Annotated in this window: 11 protein-coding genes and 1 pseudogene; 6 read left to right on the top strand and 6 right to left on the bottom strand. The window is 67.7% G+C overall.

What is annotated here, in order from left to right; all coding sequences use genetic code 11:
* Nucleotides 1-100: 100 nt before the first annotated feature.
* The 4 genes from ABIE51_RS01600 to ABIE51_RS01585 all read right to left on the bottom strand — a co-directional run bounded on the left by ABIE51_RS01600 (nt 101) and on the right by ABIE51_RS01585 (nt 4736).
* Nucleotides 101-466 carry a cupin domain-containing protein gene (locus ABIE51_RS01600; protein ID WP_115842783.1) on the bottom strand — a complete coding sequence of 122 codons (366 nt, stop codon included), beginning with the start codon at nt 464-466 and terminating at the stop codon, nt 101-103.
* 196 nt (nt 467-662) lie between these two features.
* Nucleotides 663-1976, bottom strand: coding sequence for a peptidase MATCAP family protein (locus ABIE51_RS01595; RefSeq protein ID WP_192631980.1), 1314 nt, complete (start codon nt 1974-1976; stop codon nt 663-665).
* A gap of 292 nt (nt 1977-2268) precedes the next feature.
* Nucleotides 2269-3300, bottom strand: coding sequence for a LacI family DNA-binding transcriptional regulator (locus tag ABIE51_RS01590; protein ID WP_115842785.1), 1032 nt, complete (start codon nt 3298-3300; stop codon nt 2269-2271).
* A 125-nt stretch (nt 3301-3425) separates the two neighbouring features.
* A complete protein-coding gene (locus tag ABIE51_RS01585; RefSeq protein ID WP_192631979.1) occupies nt 3426-4736 on the bottom strand; it encodes a sugar MFS transporter in 1311 nt (436 codons plus the stop codon).
* 323 nt (nt 4737-5059) lie between these two features.
* Between ABIE51_RS01585 and ABIE51_RS01580 the strand changes: the two genes are divergently transcribed.
* The 6 genes and pseudogenes from ABIE51_RS01580 (at nt 5060) to ABIE51_RS01555 (ending at nt 15857) form a co-directional block, all read left to right on the top strand.
* Complete coding sequence (locus ABIE51_RS01580; protein WP_232338494.1) at nt 5060-6118, top strand: glucokinase; 1059 nt, start codon at nt 5060-5062, stop codon at nt 6116-6118.
* A gap of 160 nt (nt 6119-6278) precedes the next feature.
* Nucleotides 6279-8954, top strand: a complete 2676-nt coding sequence (locus tag ABIE51_RS01575) for a TonB-dependent receptor (protein ID WP_192631978.1) — start codon at nt 6279-6281, stop codon at nt 8952-8954.
* A gap of 105 nt (nt 8955-9059) precedes the next feature.
* Nucleotides 9060-10871: pseudogene (locus ABIE51_RS19310) on the top strand (beta-N-acetylhexosaminidase); the annotation flags it as partial.
* 764 nt (nt 10872-11635) lie between these two features.
* The gene (locus tag ABIE51_RS19305) at nt 11636-12265 is read left to right on the top strand and encodes a tetratricopeptide repeat protein (protein WP_192631976.1); all 630 of its coding nucleotides are present in this window, start codon (nt 11636-11638) and stop codon (nt 12263-12265) included.
* Nucleotides 12266-12487: 222 nt separating this feature from the next.
* On the top strand, nt 12488-14203 hold the full coding sequence (gene ggt, locus ABIE51_RS01560; RefSeq protein WP_192631975.1) for a gamma-glutamyltransferase: 1716 nt from the start codon (nt 12488-12490) through the stop codon (nt 14201-14203).
* A 1-nt stretch (nt 14204) separates the two neighbouring features.
* The gene (locus ABIE51_RS01555; protein ID WP_192631974.1) at nt 14205-15857 is read left to right on the top strand and encodes a tetratricopeptide repeat protein; all 1653 of its coding nucleotides are present in this window, start codon (nt 14205-14207) and stop codon (nt 15855-15857) included.
* Here the strand turns inward: ABIE51_RS01555 and ABIE51_RS01550 are convergent, their stop codons facing one another.
* Together ABIE51_RS01550 and ABIE51_RS01545 are read right to left on the bottom strand one after the other, a co-directional pair.
* A complete protein-coding gene (locus ABIE51_RS01550; protein ID WP_192631973.1) occupies nt 15858-16997 on the bottom strand; it encodes an MBL fold metallo-hydrolase in 1140 nt (379 codons plus the stop codon).
* A gap of 85 nt (nt 16998-17082) precedes the next feature.
* Nucleotides 17083-18570: an AAA family ATPase gene (locus ABIE51_RS01545; RefSeq protein WP_192631972.1), complete on the bottom strand. Its 1488-nt coding sequence runs from the start codon at nt 18568-18570 to the stop codon at nt 17083-17085.
* Nucleotides 18571-18669 lie beyond the last annotated feature (99 nt).

The following is an 18669-nucleotide window of genomic DNA, read 5'->3' as shown; positions in this document are numbered from 1 at the left end:
ACGGCACTGCGGGTTTTCCACTATCGCTCCGTTACCCCTCACCCCAACCCCTCTCCCGGAGGGAGAGGGGCTTTCCGGCTTCGCGCGGACAACATCGTCCCTACTTCTTCTTCAACTCGATCACGAGCGTCCGCACCGGCGTCTTGCTCTCGTTCGTCGTGTCGTGTTTCACCGGCGCGCTCCAGGCGACGTCGCCCGCCTTGCGCGTGAGCTCCTTCGTCGCGCCGTCGGCACCGACCTGCTTGGCGGTACCGCCAGTGAGGAACACGACCAGCTGATCGGTGGTGTGCTCATGCATGCCGGTGCTCGCACCCGGCGGCATGTTCAACTCGATGACGCGGACGTCGGCGTTGTCCAGCACGACCTTGGCGTGCTTGCCGGCGGACTGCACCAGGTCCTGCGCGGGGGCGAAGGCCGGCAACAGCAGCGCGCACAGCGCGATGCACGGCGGGGTAAGGCGTTTCATGTTGGAACCTCCCTGCTCATGGCGAGCGGGGGCGTCCGGCTTCAGGGCATGTCGCGGGGCATGTCGGGGAGCATGGGTCGCAAGCTCGGCCGTCGGGCGCTCGCCAGAAGGCCCGACGAAAGGATCCCCGCGCGGGTCGGGTGGCCGCACGGGCCTCGATGCAAACGCGCGTGGCCTGGGCAACCGGCCACGTCGATCACTCGATTCCGGATTCCTCGATCAGCTCGTCCTCGAACGCCACGAACCGCTGCAGGTCCAGCCGGTCCAGGCGCAGGCGCTGCGTCGCGGTGGAGAACGCCATCGTCGCCAGCACGCGCTGCGGGTCGCGCGCCCAGGCCGGCACGTACAGCGGTGGCGCGATCAGGCCGTTTTCACGATACGGCGCCAGTTCGATCACGTCCGCCGTCGTGAGCCGGCCCGCGAACAGCATCGGCAGCAGCTCGCCGCGGCCTTCCTGCAACGCCTTGCGCACGAACACGTGCACCAGCATCACGCCTTCCAGGTACGCGCCGTCCTTGGTGAAGGCCACGCGCCCGCGCACGTCGCCGCCGCGGAACACGCGCGCGGCGCTGCAGAAGCTCTCCTTCTCGCTCTGCCCGGCGTCGAGGAACCCCTTGAACACCTCGATGAAATCCGCGCCATCCAGCGCCTGCTTCACCATCACCACGCGCAGCGCGATGCGACGCAGCCGCGCGATGTCGAGCGCGCCGGTGATGATCTCGGAGAACGTCGCCAGGCCTTCCTGCACGCGCGTGGTGCGCGGCGCGCCGATGCCCAGCGAATGCACGTACGGCTGGTGGATGCCGTTGAGCAGCGTCGCGGTATGGATGAAGGCTTCGTGCTCGACGAGCTGGTGCAGGTCGCGTTCGGAGAACATCGCGCTGGAACGCAGCTTGATGCGGCGGCTGCCGGCGGTCGCCTTCGACGGCAGTTCCGGATCGAGCACCACCTCGACCTTGTCGTGGTGGAAGAACGGATCGATGTGCCCGCGCAGCAGGCGCGCGAAGTCCTCGGCCGGGATGTCGGCCGGCACGTCGGGCAGCAGGCGGTCGGCGATGAGTTCGTCGGTGATCGCCAGTACCTCGCGTGCGCTGTCGACGTTGGTGATGTCCTGGCTGCGATAGCGGAAATCCGGCCGCCCGTAGAGCAGCGCCGAGCAGCGCGTGAATTCCGGCGAGCCGATCGCGCCGAGCATCTGCGCGGCGACGTTGTAGCTCCACGCGGTCTTGTAGAGCCAGCGGCCGACGGGATGGCGGCGGTCGATCTCGCGCATCAGCGCGCGCAGGCCCTCGATCGTGGCGGACAGGTCGACGGGCACCGTCGGCGGCTGCGGCAGTTCGGGCTGGCCGCGGCGCCATTGTTCGAGGAACTTCGTCTCCAGCGAGGCCGGCCAGCCGATCGCCTTGAGCACACAGACCTGGCGCCCCAGCGCGACCAGCGCACGGTCCTGTTCCAGCAACCGGGCGATCCCCGGCTCGTCCAGCACGGAAGGCTTCAGACTCGCATTCATGGTCGACCCCGATCGATGCGCCCAGCTGTAGCAGAGCACCGGGATCGTTTCGCGGCCGTGAGATTCGGGCGGGTTCGATCTAGGGCTTTGGGGAAGGTGGATGCGACATGACGTGGGATGTTCCTTCTCCCTTCGGGAGAAGGTGCCCGCAGGGCGGATGAGGGGGAACGGAGCGTCAGACGTCCCAACCCGCAGTGCCTCACCGCACCGGCCGGTCAACGTACCCGCTCCGTTACCCCTCACCCCAACCCCTCTCCCGATGGGAGAGGGGCTCAAGCATCGCAGGGACCTTTTACGCCTTCGGCCGCGGCGGCGCCGTCGAACCGCGCACGACCAGCTCCGGGCTGAAGCCTTCGTTCGGCGACGCCTTGGGCGCGTGTTCGCGGATTTCCTGCAGCAGCCGGTGCGCGGCGTGCCGCGCGATGTCCTGCGTCGCCTGCTTCGCCGTCGTCAGGGCCGGCCAGCTCTGCTTGGAGAACGGGCTGTCCTCGAAGCCGGCGATGGACAGGTCGTAGGGCACGTTCATGCCGCTGGACTTGGCGGCTGCCAGCACGCCGGCGGCGATCTCGTCGTTGCTGCCGAAGATCGCGGTCGGGCGGTCGGGCAGCGCGAGCAGGCGGCGCGCGCCGCGGAAGCCGTCATCGAAGGAGTAGTCGCCTTCGACCACCAGCTCCGCATCGAGCGGGATGCCGTACTCGCGCAGCGCGTCCTCGTAGCCCTTGTAGCGCTCCCACGACGAACCGTGCGACTTGCCGCCCCACAGGAAGCCGATGCGGCTGTGGCCGAGCTGGATCAGGTGCTCGGTGATGTCGTACGCCGCGTCGCGGTCGTCGACGTAGACGCAGGCGCTGCCGTCCTGCGGGTCGGCAGCGGCCGAGACGATGCGCACCAGGTTCACGCCGTGCGCGATGAGTTCTGTCACCAGCTCGTTGCGTTCGGACATCGGCGGCGCGAGCACCAGCCCGGCCAGGCGCGAATGCTGCACCAGTTCGATGAGCTCGTTCGCCAGGTTCGGCGACGACGAGTCGCAGGGATGGATCTGCAATCCGTAGCCGGTTTCGCGGCACACTGACAGCACGCCGTTCTGCACGGCGATGACGTAATAGGGATTGGGGTTGTCGTACACCAGCCCCAGCGCGTACGGCTGCGCGCTGCGCAGGCTGCGCGCCGACGGATCGGGCTGGTAGCCGAGTTCGGCGATGGCCTGCCGCACGCGTTCGCGCGTGCGCGCCTGCACGCTGGGTTCGTCGTTGATGACGCGAGAGACCGTCTTGAGCGACACCTCGGCGCGCTCTGCAACGTCTTTGATCGTGGGTCTGCGCACCGTAGCCTCGCGTGGTCCCGTCTTCATGGCGGTCCAATGAGAACGACTAGCCTAACCAGCGCCACCGGTGATGTGAATCACGTGCGGTGGCGTCTGGTACGCGGCGTCGTTCGTTGATCGAACGATCAGCCGTGCTGCGAGGCCGTCGCGCCGTTCACCACGTCGTGCCGCTGCCCGGCTTTGTGGCCGCGCAGTGCGAAGTACAGGATGTACAGGTAGCACGGCACCATCAGCACGACGAACACCAGTTGGAAGTCGTAGGCCTGCTTGAGGTGCACGAACAGCTGCGGGATCACCGCGCCGCCGGCGATGCCCATGATCAGCAGCGCCGAACCGTATTCGGTGAAGCGGCCCAGGCCCTGGATCGCCAGCGGGAAGATCGCCGGCCACATCATCGCGTGCGCGAAACCGAGCGCGGCGACGAAGCCGACCGACACGTAACCCTTCGTCAGGAACGCGCCGATCGCCAGCAGCGCGCCGAGCACCGCCGAGAGGGTGAGATACCGTTCCTGCGAGACGAAGCGCGGGATCGCGATCAAGCCCACCACGTAGCCCAGCAACATGCCGAACAGGGTGAACGAGGTGAAGAACTTGGTCGCGTCCACCGGCAGGCCGAAGCCCTGTCCGTAGGTGCCGATGGCGTCGCCCGCCATCACTTCCACGCCCACGTACACGAAGATGCACAACGCGCCCAGCCACACGTGCGGGAACTGGAACAGGCTCGTCTTGCGCGTGGCGCCGGTGTCGCCGTCGGCGTTGACGTCTTCGGCCTTGATCTCCGGCAGCGGCGAAAACACGATGCCCACCGCCAGCAGCGCGAGCAGGCCCGCCATCACCATGTACGGATCGTGGATGCGCGCGGCGAACTCGTTGAGCAGCTGCTCCTTCGTCGCGGCATCGGCGTTGGCCACCTGCGCGGACAGGTCGCCCATGCCGTGCATCACCAGCGTGCCGATCACCAGCGGCGCGAGGATGCCGGCCACCTTGTTGCAGATGCCCATCACCGCGATGCGCTGCGCCGCGCCTTCGATCGGCCCGAGGATGCTGATGTACGGGTTCGACGCCGTCTGCAGGATCGCCAGGCCGGCGCCGATCACGAAGATGCCGGTGATCGCGCCGCCGTAGACGCGCGCCGTCGTGTACTGGCCGAACACCGCCGCGCCGATCGCCATCAGGAACAGGCCGAGCGCCATGCCCTTCTTCATGCCGGTGAATTTCAGGATCACCGACGAGGGCAACGCGAGCACGAAGTACGAGATGTAGAACGCGAACGGAATCAGGAACGCCGCCGACTCGCTCACGTTGAAGGCGAGCTTGGCGAAGGTGATCAGCGGGCCGTTGAGCCAGGTGACGAAGCCGAAGATGAAGAACAGCGCGCCGATGATCGCGATGGACCCGTAGTGGCTGCGCGACGCGGTGGGCGTGGACGTGGACATGCGGATTCCCCTCCCAAGGAATGCGTTCGAGGATGGCGCCGGTTGACCTGGACGACATCCGGTGGCGCAACGTTGTCACAAGTTCTGTCCGCAAGCCAGAGAACCCCTACAAAGTCCTGCTGGTGCGGTGCGCAAGGCGTTTGGACCTGCTGCGGCGCAGCAAAAATGGCCGTTCGTCGGATCTGACACCGGTGTTTCTGACAATTTCGTAACTTCCGGTTGACAACGTTGTCAGGGCCGCGCCAATCTCGGCCGCGCCGGCTGGGAGCCGGTGCGAGCGGAGGAACCATGCGGTGGGATACGAAGGAAGCACGAGCCCGGTCATGCCACGCGAACGCGCAGCGCCTGCGCGTCGTTCGCGGATGAGCGCCGTGCCGCCGCTGACGCAGGTCGAACCCCGCTTCCTCGCCGCCGATGTCGGCGGCACGCACACCCGCGTCGGCCTGGTCCGTCCGGGCGGAGCGGACGAGTCCGACGTCGTCGTCCTGGCACACCACAAGTACGTGTGCGCCGATTACCCGAGCCTGGGCGCGATCCTCGCCGAGTTCATTTCCAGCCACAGCGCGTGTGCGGGCATCGACCGCGTCACGATCGCTTCCGCCGGCGTCGTGCTGGACGACGTGGTCATCAACGCCAACCTGCCCTGGCGCATCTCGCTGTCGGAGCTGCGCAGCCAGCTGCGTCTGAGCGAGCTGCACTACATCAACGATTTCCAGGCCGCCGCGCATGCCGCGCAGTGCATGGACCCGGCCGATTCGCTGCTGCTCACGCCCGGCGTGAGCGCCGCGGCGACCGGTCCCGTGCTGGTCGTCGGCCCCGGCACCGGCCTGGGCGCGGCGGTGCGCATCCCGCATCGCGGCGGCACCGTCGTGCTGCCGACCGAAGCCGGCCACATCGCGTTCGCGCCGGGCAACGCGCGCGAGACGGCGATCCTCGAATGGACGCGCCAGCGCGGTTTCTCGCACGTGCCGACCGAGCGCTTCGTCTCGGGCCCCGGCCTTGTGAACCTGTACGAGGCGATCTGCGCGATCGACGGCATCGAGCCGGAGCTGCGCGCGCCCGCCGCCATCACCGAAGCCGCCCGCCGCCTTGACGCGCCCGCGCGCGAAGCCGTGCTGACCTTCTGCGCACTGCTGGGCAGCACGATCGGCGACCTCATCACCGTCAGCAGCGCCAAGTCGGTGTTCATCGCCGGCGGCATCCTGCCGCAGCTGAAGGATTTCCTGCCGCACAGCCAGTTCCATGCGCGATTGCTGGACAAGGGCGTGATGCACGCCGCGCTGGAACGCGTGCCGGTGCGATTGATCGAAAACGACCGGCTGGGCGTCATCGGCGCCGCCAGCTGGTACCTGGAACATCTGTCTCAAAGCAGCCAGTCGTAACGCGATTCGTCCATGTGCGGCGGCGCGCGAGCGCCACCGCGAAGCACGCAGGAATACGGCCACGCGTCCGTGCGCGTCGGTCAGGAAACGGGCTCCGCAGACGTCGGCAAGCAAGAACCGGCACTGCGGGGTCGTACATCAACCCGTGGGAGGGAGAGCAATGAAGCTTCGCAAAACAGCACTATCGGCCAGCATCGTCTTCGCGCTGAGCATCGGCGGCAACGTGGCCGCGCAGACCGCGCCGGCTTCCAGCCAGGAAGCGACCGACCTGGACACGGTGGTCGTCACCGGCATCCGCGGCGCGCAGGAAAAGTCGCTGGACACCAAGCGCGACGCGCAGTCGCATATCGAAGTGGTCACGGCCGAGGACGTCGGCAAGCTGCCGGCGCATAACGTCGCCGACACCCTTCAGCGCCTGCCGGGCGTGAGCATCAGCTCCTCCAGCGCGAACGAAGGCGGCTTCGACGAGAACGACCGCGTCAGCCTGCGCGGCACCAGCCCCAGCCTGACCCAGACGCTGGTCAACGGTCACACCATCGGCAGCGCCGACTGGTTCATCCTCAGCCAGACCGAAACCGTGGGCCGCAGCGTCAGCTATTCGCTGCTGCCGTCGGAAATCGTCAGCCAGGCGGTGGTGAACAAGACCTCGCAGGCCAAGTTCGTCGAAGGCGGCGCCGCCGGCTCGGTGAACGTGATCACCCGCAAGCCGCTGGACTTCGCGAACCAAATCTCGGCCGAAGGCTCGATCGGCGCCGTCTACTCCGACCTGCCGGGCAGCACCAAGCCGCAGGTCAGCGGCCTGTTCAACTACAAGAACGACGCCAACACCTTCGGCTTCATGGCCCAGGCGTTCTACCAGGAACGCGAGCTGCGTCGCGACGGCCAGGAAATCGTCGGCGGCTTCTCGACGATCGCGCCGGACGCGCCGGTCGTGGCGACCAACCCTGACCTTGCCGGCGTGATGTACCCGAACCTTCCGGGTTCGGCCTACTTCACCCAGACGCGCGAGCGCATGGGTGGCCTGATCGAACTGCAGGCCAAGCCGAGCGACGATCTGACGCTGGGCCTGAGCGCGTTCTACTCCGACATGGACGCGAAGAACTACAACCGCAACTACATGCTGTGGACCGGCAACTTCGTGCCGAACCAGGCACCGCTGCCGGGTTATGTCATCGAGAACGGCACGCTGGTGAAGGCCGATTACGCCGCCGATCCGTCGGCGCCGGGCTACGGCATCTACGACATGATCTCGCGTCCCGAATCGGCCGCTAAGACCGGCTACACCACCTTCGACGCGGCGTGGGACATCAACGAGTCCTTCTCGCTCAAGACGCAGATCGGCTACACGAAGGGCCAGGGCGAGACGCCGACGCAGAACATCGCCGAGGTCGTCACCGGCCGCAGCGGCGGCGGCTGGCAGGTTCGCGGCACCGACAACACCGTCAACTGGTACCTCAACAATCCGTCCGGCCCGACCACCGACGGCTTCGGCACGTGGGGCATCCAGTACTACGACGTGATCGACAAGGAAACCTGGATCACGTCCGACGCGACCTGGTTCAGCAACAACGGCGTGCTGTCGTCCGTGGACTTCGGCGTGCGCTACGCCGACCACACCCGCGAAGTGAACAGCCCGTACGGCTCCGACCCGGGCGACATCGCCGGCGCGCTGGAGGGCACCTCGCCGGGCTTCTATCCGGGCGACTTCGGCAGCGGCCTCGGCGGCTCGTTCCCGGGCCCCGGCGTGTGGTACTTCACGCAGAGCGCGCTCGAGCAGGCGGTCAAGAACAACTCCACCGTCCGCAAGGACGGCGCCCGCCACAACTACGGCAGCGAGTTCAACATCAACGAGGAGAACACCGCGCTCTACGTGCAGGCGAACTTCTCGGGCGACAAGTGGAGCGGCAACGCCGGCCTGCGTTACGTCGACATCCAGCAGGACATCCAGTTCTGGCGCGGACTGGGTAGCGACGCGACGATCACGCCGGACGTGTCGAGCCTGTTCGGCAACTTCGTCAACGTGCGCCAGGACAACAAGCACGACCGCGTCCTGCCGAGCGTCAACTTCCGCTACAACTTCGCCGACGACCTGATCCTGCGCCTGGCCGCGTCGCAGACGATGACGCTGCCGGATTACTCGGCGCTGGCCGGCGCCGTGTCGCTGTCGAACCTGACGCACACGGGTACGGCGGGCAACCCGGACCTCGAGCCGATCATCTCGACCAACTTCGACGCATCGCTGGAGTGGTACTTCACCGAACGTGGCCTGCTGGCCGCGAGCCTGTTCTCGATGGACCTGGACAACTACGTCCGCTACGCCACCGAGACCCGCAACTACGTGAACGACCAGAACGGCCAGGTCGAACCGTATGAGGTCACGCTGCCGATCAACAGCGACGGCAAGGTGCGCGGCATCGAGCTGACGTACGAGCAGCCGATCGGCGACTACTTCGGCATCTCGGCCAACTACACCTACGCCGATGGCGAGGCCGACGTCCCGGCGGGCGACGATGCCACCGACGCACTGGTGGGCACGTCGAAGGACACCTGGAACCTGTCGGCGTTCTTCGAGAACGACCGCTTCAACGCGCGCGTGGCCTACACGTACCGCTCCTCGTTCTACCACGGCATGCTGCGTGCGAACGAGTACTTCCAGGACGACTTCGGCACGCTGTCGGCGTCGTTCGGCTGGAAGGCGACGGACTGGATGTCGATCACGCTCGACGCGCTCAACCTCAACGACCCGACGCTCAGCTACTACGTGGCCGACGGCCACCCGCAGGCGTTCTACAACAACGGTCGCCAGTACTATCTGAACTTCCGCTTCAAGTACTGATACGCCGCTGTTCGAGGGTGTAAGCAAGACAGCGGGCCCGGTCATGCCGGGCCCGCTTGTTTCCGGCGCCCGGGTGGCGCACGCGACAGGAGAGTGAGGGAAACGATGAGACGACATTTCGTAACGAGCATCGCCGCCGTGGCGCTGGCGATGGGACTGTCGGCCTGCCAGCGCGAGGATGCGCCGAAGGCGGACGCAGCAGGCAACGCCGCCGCAAAGCCGGCAGAACAGACGACCGCGACCACGCTTATTTCTGCCAGCGCTGCTGCGACGCCGGTGATTCCGCGCCCGGCGAAGGTGGAGTTGCGCGATGGCCGCTTCGCGTTCGGCCCGCAGTCGCGCGTCGCCGTGATCGGCAACGACGCCGAAGCCACGCGCATCGCGCAGGATTTCGCCTCGCGCGTGCAGAAGGCGCGCGGTTTCGCGCCGCAGGTCGGTGGCGCTGCCGACGGTGCGGCGGTCGTGTTCGCGATCGACGCGAACATCGCGCCCGCTGGCGACGAGGCCTACGTCGTCGACATCACGCCGCAGGGCGCGAGGATCAGCGCGCGCAAGCCGGCCGGTCTGTTCTACGGCGCGGTGACGCTGTGGCAATTGCTGGCCGACGGCGCGCAGGGTGAGGCGTCGGTCGCGACGCAGCGCATCGAGGACGCGCCGCGTTTCGGCTGGCGCGGGCTGATGCTCGACGTCGCACGCCATTTCCGCACGCCCGACGAAGTGAAGGCGCTGCTCGACCAGATGGCGCTGCACAAGCTCAACACCTTCCACTGGCATCTCACCGACGACCAGGGTTGGCGCGTGGAGATCAAGCGGTATCCGAAGCTGACCGAGGTCGGCGGCTGCCGCATTCCCGCCGGCGCGGCCGGTCGCGATGCGAAGGGCAAGCCGAAGCCGTATTGCGGCTTCTACACGCAGGACGAAATCCGCGACATCGTGAAGTACGCCGCCGAGCGCTACATCACCGTCGTTCCCGAGTTCGATCTGCCCGGCCATGCGCAGGCGGCGATCGCCTCCTATCCCGAATTCGGCGTGCCCGGCACCAAGCCGCCCGTGTCGCCCGACTGGGGCGTCAACACGTGGCTGTTCAACGTGGACGACAAGACGTTCACGTTCCTGGAAAACGTGCTCGACGAAATGATGCCGCTCTTCCCCGGACAGTACTTCCACCTGGGCGGCGACGAGGCCGCGAAGGACCAGTGGGAGCAGTCGGCGGCGGTGCAGGCGAAGAAGAAGGAACTCGGCCTCAAGGACGAGATGCAGCTGCAGAGCTGGTTCATGGGCCGGCTGGGCAAGTACATCGAGGCGCACGGCAAGCGGCTGATCGGCTGGGACGAGATCCTCGAAGGCGGCCCGCCGGCCGACGCGACGGTGATGTCGTGGCGCGGTACGGACGGCGCGATCGAGGCCGCGCGTGCCGGACACGACGTCGTGATGGCGCCCTCGCCCGACCTGTACCTCGACCACGTGCAGAGCGACGGCCCGGATGAAACGCCGGGGCGGTTGAAGGTGATCTCGCTGAAGGACGTGTACGACTTCAAGGCCGTGCCGGTGCAGTTGAATGCGGATCAGGCCAGGCACGTGCTCGGCGTGCAGGCCAACCTGTGGACCGAACACCAGCGCACCTTCGAGCGCATGCAGCGTTCGCTGTTCCCGCGCGGCGCGGCGCTGGCCGAAGTCACGTGGTCGCCGGAATCGCGCCTGGACTGGAACGACTTCCTGCAGCGCATGGCGTTCCAGATGGAACGCTACCGTCTGACCGGCTTCGACGCCGCCGACAGCGCGTTTGCCGTGCGCTTCACGCCGCAGGCGCTGGAAGACGGCAAGACGTCTCTGGCGCTGAACAACCAGAGCGGCTTCGGCACGATCCGCTACACGCTCGACGGCACCGAGCCGACGGCAACATCGCAGGCGTACGTGCATCCGCTCGAACTGCCGCTGCCCACGACGGTGAAGGCCAACGCGTTCGCCGACGATCGCGCTCTTGCCGCGACGCGTGCGTTCGAACTGGACCTGCACAGCCTGCGTGCGCGCAGTAGCAACGCGCTGCGTTCCTGCAAGACCGACCTGATGCTGCGCATGGAGGACGACGCACCGTCCGACGGCAAGGACGGCGATCGCCGGCTGCTGCTCGCCGACGTCTTCGATCCGTGCTGGATCTACGACGCCGCGCAGCTGGACGGTATCGCCACGGTGGAAGTCCGCGTGGGCCAGCTGCCGCACAACTATGCCCTGTGGAAGGACGCCAGCAAGGTCGTGACGCGCCCGGCGAAGATTCCCGGCGGCGCGCTCGAAGTCCGGCTGGGCAGCTGCGAAGGCGAGCCCATCGCCGTGCTGCCGCTGGCCCCGGCGCGCAAGTCCGACGGCCTGACCACGTTGTCGACGCCGCTGCCGACGCAGGCCGGTCGTCACGACCTCTGCTTCACCTTCGCCTCGGGGCGAGTACAACCCGATGTGGGTCGTGGACGAGGTCGCGCTGCTGCCCGCGGCGCGCTGAGCGAGGCCATGAAGCCCCTCTCCCGCCCACGGGAGAGGGGTGGACCAGGGCGACGGCCGTCCCATCTTGCCGAAATGGCGCTCCGGCTTGCCCTCGCCCTGCCGATAACCCGGTCTGGGACGCCAGAACGCCGCGATCCCGGCCCAGTACGGGTTAGGATTGCTGCGTTGCACAGGGGGATTCACACATGCTTGGTCGCACTCTTTTCGCGACGGCCCTTCTGGCCGTCTCCAGCGCCGTGTCGGCGCAAAACCTGCCGCGTCCGGCGGAGTTCTACTTCGACGCCGACGCCAACACCGTCCGACCGGTCGTCGCCGTGCGCGAAACCGGCGACGCCGCCACCGAGAAACTGGTCAAGGCCATCGAGCGCAATCCGCGCGCGAAGGGCGAAGTCGCCCAGCTCGCGCACCTGGCGATGGCCGCCGGCCGCACGGACCTCGGCAAGCAGCTCTATACGCGCGCGCTCGGTGCGATCGATCGCAGCGACGCGCTGTGGCGCTCGGTCGTGTGGAATTACGGCTGGGACCTGTATCGCACCGGCGATTTCGACGGCGCATTCGCGCAGTGGCGCTCGCTGGTCGAAGCGCGTGCGGTGACCGCCTCGTGGATGCCGCCGACCTTGGCGCTGTCGCTGTGGTCGCTTGGCCGCAAGGAAGAGGCGGTGCAGTGGTACGCCGCGGCGGTGCGCACCGAGCCGCAGCAGTGGAACACGGCGGCCAAGCTCGCCAGCCTGCTGCCCAACTGGACCGATGCCGAGCGCTCGGCGCTGGCCGAAGTGCAGGCCGCCTGGGCGGCGAATCCGCCGACCTGGCCGTAAACGTCCCGGCCCCTCCCGGGCAGGAGGGGTGACACGCCGCACGACCACGCATCCGCGCGTATGCGCGCGGATGCCGTAACGATCCGGATCCCGGCCTCCAGCGACACTGGGGGCGAACAGGCACGAGCGCATCGGTCACCGATACCCGCAGGCTCCAACCGGCAAATCCCGTACGGGCGGTCGCGATAGGATGCGGCTTCGTCCCGGGGATGTCCGTACCTCATGCGCCTGCTGTTCGCCTCCGTCCTGCTGAGCCTGCCTTTCACCGCCATGTGCGCCGACCGCATCACCGGCCTGCCCTTCGCCACCCGCAGCGAGGTCTACGCCCCGCACGCGATCGCCGCTACCTCGCATCCGCTGACCACGCAGATCGCGCTGGACGTGATGAAACAGGGCGGCAGCGCGGTGGACGCGGCCATCGCCGCCAACGCGGCGCTGGGCTTGATGGAGCCGACGGGCAACGGCATCGGCGGCGACCTGTTCGCCATCGTCTGGGATCCGAAGACGAAGAAGCTCTACGGCTACAACGGCTCGGGCCGTTCGCCGAAGTCGCTGACGCTGGCCGAATTCCAGCGCCGCGGCCTGAAGGACGTTCCCTCGCACGGTCCGCTGCCGGTAACGGTGCCGGGCACGGTCGACGCGTGGTTCGCGCTGCACGAGCGCTTCGGCCGCAAGCCGATGAAGGACGACCTGGCGCCGGCCATCCGCTACGCGCGCGAAGGCCATCCGGTGCACGAGGTGATCGCGTACTACTGGGGCCGCAGCGTGCCGACGCTGTCGAAGTGGCCGGGCTTCGCCGAGCAGTTCACCGTCGCCGGCGACGTGCCTGGTCAAAGACGCGGCCCGCGCACCGGCGAGATGTGGAAGAACCCCAACCTCGCCAACACGCTTTCGATGATCGCCAACGGTGGCCGCGACGCGTTCTACAAGGGCGACATCGCACGCACGATCGACGCGTACTTCAAGGCGAACGGCGGCTTCCTGAGCTATGAGGACCTCGCCTCGCACCACGGCGACTGGGTCGAGCCGGTCAGCACCAATTACCGCGGCGTCGACGTATGGGAACTGCCGCCCAACGGCCAGGGCATCGCCGCGCTGCAGATCCTCAACCTGCTCGAACCCTACGACCTGAAGTCCTACGGTTTCGGCAGCCCCGAACACGTGCACCTGTTCACCGAGGCCAAGAAGCTCGCCTTCGCCGACCGCGCCGCGTCGTACGCCGATCCGGACTTCTACAGGACGCCGACGGCCAAACTCATCTCCAAACCGTACGCGCGCGAGCGCGGCAAGCTGATCTCGATGGACAAGGCCGCCAAGGCCGTCGAGCCGGGCGTGATCCCGCAGCTCAACGAAGGGGACACGATCTACATGACCGTCGCCGACGCGGACGGGATGATGGTCTCGCTGATCCAGTCGAACTACCGCGGCATGGGCAGCGGCATGGCGCCTCCCGGCCTGGGCTTCATCTTCCAGGACCGCGGCGAGCAGTTTGTGCTGAAGGAAGGCCACCCGAACTCGTTCGCGCCGGGCAAGCGTCCGTTCCACACCATCATTCCGGCCTTCGCGACGAAGGACGGCAAGCCGTGGCTGAGCTTCGGCGTGATGGGCGGCGCGATGCAGCCGCAGGGCCACGCGCAGATCATCATGAACCTGGTCGATTTCGGCATGAACCTGCAGGAAGCCGGCGACGCGCCGCGCATCCAGCACGACGGCAGCACCGAGCCGACCGGTCAGGTCACCGCCATGAACGACGGCGGCGAGCTCGACCTGGAATCGGGCTTCCCGTACGAAACCGTCCGTGCACTGATGCGCAAGGGCCACAGCGTGCGTTTCGCCGACGGCCCCTACGGCGGCTACCAGGCGATCATGGTCAATCCGAACGGCGGCTACGTCGGCGCCAGCGAGTCGCGCAAGGACGGCCAGGCCGCAGGTTACTGAGATGAGCGGCGCCGACGTCGTCCCCTTGCTGCGCCGCGCATGGGCGGCGTTGCAGCAGGGACAACCGGCGCCCGCGAAGGCTGATTGCGAAGCCGCGCTGCGACAGGCGCCGCAGTCGTTCGACGCGTGGCGCCTGTACGCGATGACGCTGCAGGCGCTGGGTGATCCGACGACGTCGCGCCACGCCTTGCAGCGAGCGCTGGCGCTGCGTCCGGACGACGGGGCGACCGCGCTGGACCTCGGCACCTTGCAGTTGAACGCGGGCGAATTCGGCGCCGCGCTCGCGTCGCTGGCGCTGGCGATGCAGCGCCTGCCGCAGGAGCCCCGCGCCGCGTTTCGTTACGGCACCGCTGCCTTCAACGCAGGCGACTACGCGCAGGCAGCGTCGGGTTTCGAAACCGCCGCGCGCCTGAAACCGGACTGGGCGGAGGCCTGGAACAACCTCGCCGCCGCGCACGGCAAGCGGCAGGACTACGTCGCCGCGATCTCGGCCGCACGCAACGCGTTGCAGCTCAATCCCGATGCGGGCGCGCACCAGGCGTTGGCAGCCTTGCTGTCGAACCTGTTCGATCGCGCCTCGCTGCAGGAAGGCCTGCAGCACGCGGTGCGCGCGCTGCAGCTGGATCCGTCGCTCGCACAGGCGCATCGCGATGCGGCGATCCTGTCGCGCAAGCTCGACGACCACGCCGGCGCCGAAGCTCATGCGCGGCGTGCACTGGAACTCGCGCCGCGAGATATCGGCATCATCGATACGCTCGGCGAGCAATTGCAGCTCAATCGAAAGCCACACGAAGCGGTCGACGTGTACGCGCGAGCGCTAGCCGCTGGCGTGGAATCGCCGACGCTGCATCGCCAGCACGGCATCGCGCTGCTGCACGACGGCCGGCTCGACGCCGCACGCGACGAGCTGCGTGATGCATTGCGACGCGCGCCGGGCGACCAGCGGACCATCGCGCACCTCGGCGTCGCGTTCGCGCAACATGATGCCGACCGTGCGACGCAATGGCTCGGCCTGCATCGGCATGTGCATGCAATCGAACTGCCGACGCCGGACGGCTTCGCCGATGCGCATGCGTTCAATGCCGCACTCGCCGACGACATCCGTCGCCACAGCCAGCAACGCTGGGAACCGGCCGGGCTGGCGGCGCGCAACGCGTACCTCAGCGGCGACCTGCTGATGGATCGCACGCCGGCCATCGTCGGCTTCGAGCAGCGTCTGCGCGAGGCGGTCGACGCCTTCATCGCACAGGCGCGCGATGCGCATGTTGCCGAAGCGTCGCTCGACGACGACGCGCTGTCTGGCGATGTCTTCCTCCGCAACGTGCCCGAGCGCTATCGCGTGCACGTGTGGGCAACGCAGGCCGCCGAGCGCGGTTTCATCGACACGCACATCCACGAGGATTCGTGGTTGTCCGGCGCGTATTACGTCGAACTTCCACCGGCGATCCGCGACGACGACGACACGCATGCCGGCTGGATCGAATTCGGACGGCCCTTCGCGAGCCTGCCGCAGCCACCCGACGCCGCATTGCGTCGCGTGTGCCCGAAGGTCGGCACGCTGTTGCTGTTCCCGTCGTACCTGTTCCATCGCACGCTGCCATACGCGGGTGCGGGCGAGCGTATCAGCATTTCCTTCGACCTCGCGGCTATCTGATCAACCCTCGCCCTGTTCGATCGGCTCGCCCTTCGCTTCGCGCCAGGCGGCGTCGGTGAAAGGCTGCGTCCAGTAGCGATCGAACCAGCGTACCAGCCACGGATCGTCGCCGACGAAGCGCGCGCGATCGGCGGACAGGTCGACGCGTTTCTTCGCTTCGTCCAGCGTGACGCCCTGCTTCACCAGCGGCGCGACCGCCTCGCGCGTGTGGCCGATGAGGTCGATCACGCACGACACGTAGGCGTCGCCCCGCATCGCCGCGCCGTGACCGGGAAGCCACACGGCCGGATGCATCGCCTGCATCTCGCGCAACGTGCGTTGCCAGTCCGCCGGATACGCATTGAAGCCGAACGGGATCGGCGCGACGAGCAGGTCGCCCGTCGCCATCACGCGCTGGCGCGGCAGCCACGCGACGAGGTCGCCATCGGTGTTGCCGCGACCGAAGTGGCGAAGTTCGACCGGACGCGTCGCATCGTCGAGCTTCAACGTATCGACGAACGTGCGCGTGGGCAGCGCGAGCACGACGTCGCGCGTGTCTTTGCGGTACTGCGCGAACAGCCGCTGCGCCGCCTCGAAGCCTTCGCGTTCGCGCGCGGAGAGATCGCTCTTCGCGAGCGAATCGCGCACGAATCCATCCGCACCATCGAGGCGCTGGTCGAATGCGGCCTGCAGCGTCGCGTCCGGCGCGCCTTTCGGATACGCCTTCATCGAACGCCCGCGCAGGTGCGCGTCGGTGATGTCGGTCGCGATGATCTCCGCCGCCGGCCACGCCTGCACGATCGTCGACAGACCGAGCACGTGGTCGCCGTGCCAGTGCGTGATCGCGACGGCCTTCACCGGCTTGCCGCTGACCGAACGCACGAGTTCGACGATGCGACGTCCCGCGCCGGGCGAACCGCCGCCGTCTATGAGGACGAGGCCGTCGGACTGCTCGATCACGACCACGTTGCCGATGGGTTGCACCTGGAACGGCTGCGACTGCGCGATCAGCCATACGCCGTCGACGACGCGCGTGATGGCCTGGAAATAGCCGTCCTGCGGTGTCGGCAGCGGCGCGGGTTCGCTGCCTCGCGCGACAGCAAACAAGCCGATGCAGACCGCCAGTACGGCAACGAGGACACGATGGACGGCGCGCACCATGGCGAAGCTCCGCGGGAGTTCGCCGCATGTTCCTGCCAGTGCGCGCCGCGCGCGTGGCCCGGAGGTCACGCTTGCGGCGATCGCGTCAGTCCGCCGGGACCGTGCGCCCCTGCGCCCATTCGCGCAGGCCCTGCACGCGTTCGCCCATCAGTACCGAGAGCGGGCGCGTCTGCTTCAGCTCGGCGCGCAGCATGAAATCGTTGAGCGGCGCCTTCGCTGCATGCGCGGCGTACAGCGCGGCTACGATGGCCTGCTCGATTTCGGCGCCGGAGAAGCCGTCGCTCGCGGACGAAAGACCGGCGAGGTCGAACGTCGCCGGATCGAGCTGGCGACGACGCAGGTGCAAGGCGAACAGCGCCTCGCGCGTGGCAGCACCGGGCAGGTCGACGAAGAAGATCTCGTCGAACCGGCCTTTGCGCAGCAGCTCCGGCGGCAGCGCTTCGATCTGGTTCGCGGTGGCGACCAGGAACACGCGCGACTTGCGTTCGGCCATCCACGTGAGCAGGTAGCCGAGCACGCGACGCGACACGCCGCCATCGCTGTCGCCCCCATCGCTCGCCAGGCCCTTCTCGATCTCGTCGATCCACAGCACGCACGGCTCGAGCTGTTCTGCCGACGACAGCGCGTCGCGCAGGTTCTTCTCGGTCTCGCCATGGAACTTGTCGTACAGCGTGCCGAAATCCAATCGCACCAGCGGCACGCCGAAGCCCGCCGCGACCGCCTTGGCGAGCATGGACTTGCCGCAACCCTGCACGCCCAGCAACAACACGCCCTTCGGTGGGTCGAGGCCCACCGGCGCCTCGCCACTGACGAACACGTCGCGCCGCTGCTGCACCCAGCGTTTGAAGCGCGACGCGCCGGCGACGTCGTCCATGCGCGCGGTGTCGTACTCGTAATGAAGATGCCCACTGCGGTTGAGCAGTTCGAACTTGAGCTTTGCCAGCTCCGGCAGGTCGCCCGGGCCGAGCGCGCCGTCGTTGAAGATCAGCTGGCGGGCGATGCGGCGCGCGTCGATCGGATCGAGCCCGCGCAGGTTGCGCACGATCTGCTGCACCGCCTCGCCGTCGGCTTCGACGCGACGACCGCCGTGCTCCTTCGCGTAGTTCTCCGCTTCCTCGCGCACCAGCTTGAGCAGCGCATTCGCATCGGGCAGGCGCGGCGTGTAACGCACGGCGAGCGATTCGAGTTCGGCTGGCAATTCGACCTTGTGACCGACCAGCACCAGCACGTGCGGCTCGCAGTCGCGGCGCTGCAGGATGTCGCGCAGCTGCCGCTGCGTGCCGGCGTAGCCGAGGTACGGATGGAAATCGAGCAGCAGGTAGATGCCGCGCTGTTCGGCGTTGCGGATCGCCTGCAGCGTGTTGGACGCATCGGGCGCGATTTCGGCCGGATCCTCGCGGTCCAGGTCGATGCGGCGCAGGCCTTCGGTGATCGACCACCGATGCAGCGCGCGCCACACGTGCATCAGTGCCTGGCGGAAGAGTTCGACAACGCGGCCTTCGTCGCGCGTTTCGATGACGATGAGCGGGGTGTTGGCGCGGATGAGCGCGGTGAGGTCCTGCAGGTCGGTCATCGTGCTCGCGGCGTCCGTGTCGGAGCAGCGATCATACCCAATGGTCGAGCTTGAGCCGGCGCCGTGCAGTGGCCACCATGGCGGTTCGAACACGGGATC

The organism is Lysobacter sp. OAE881, assembly GCF_040546665.1.
In the GTDB taxonomy this organism is placed as follows: domain Bacteria; phylum Pseudomonadota; class Gammaproteobacteria; order Xanthomonadales; family Xanthomonadaceae; genus Lysobacter_J; species Lysobacter_J soli.
This window is presented reverse-complemented; position numbering and strand designations above follow the sequence as displayed.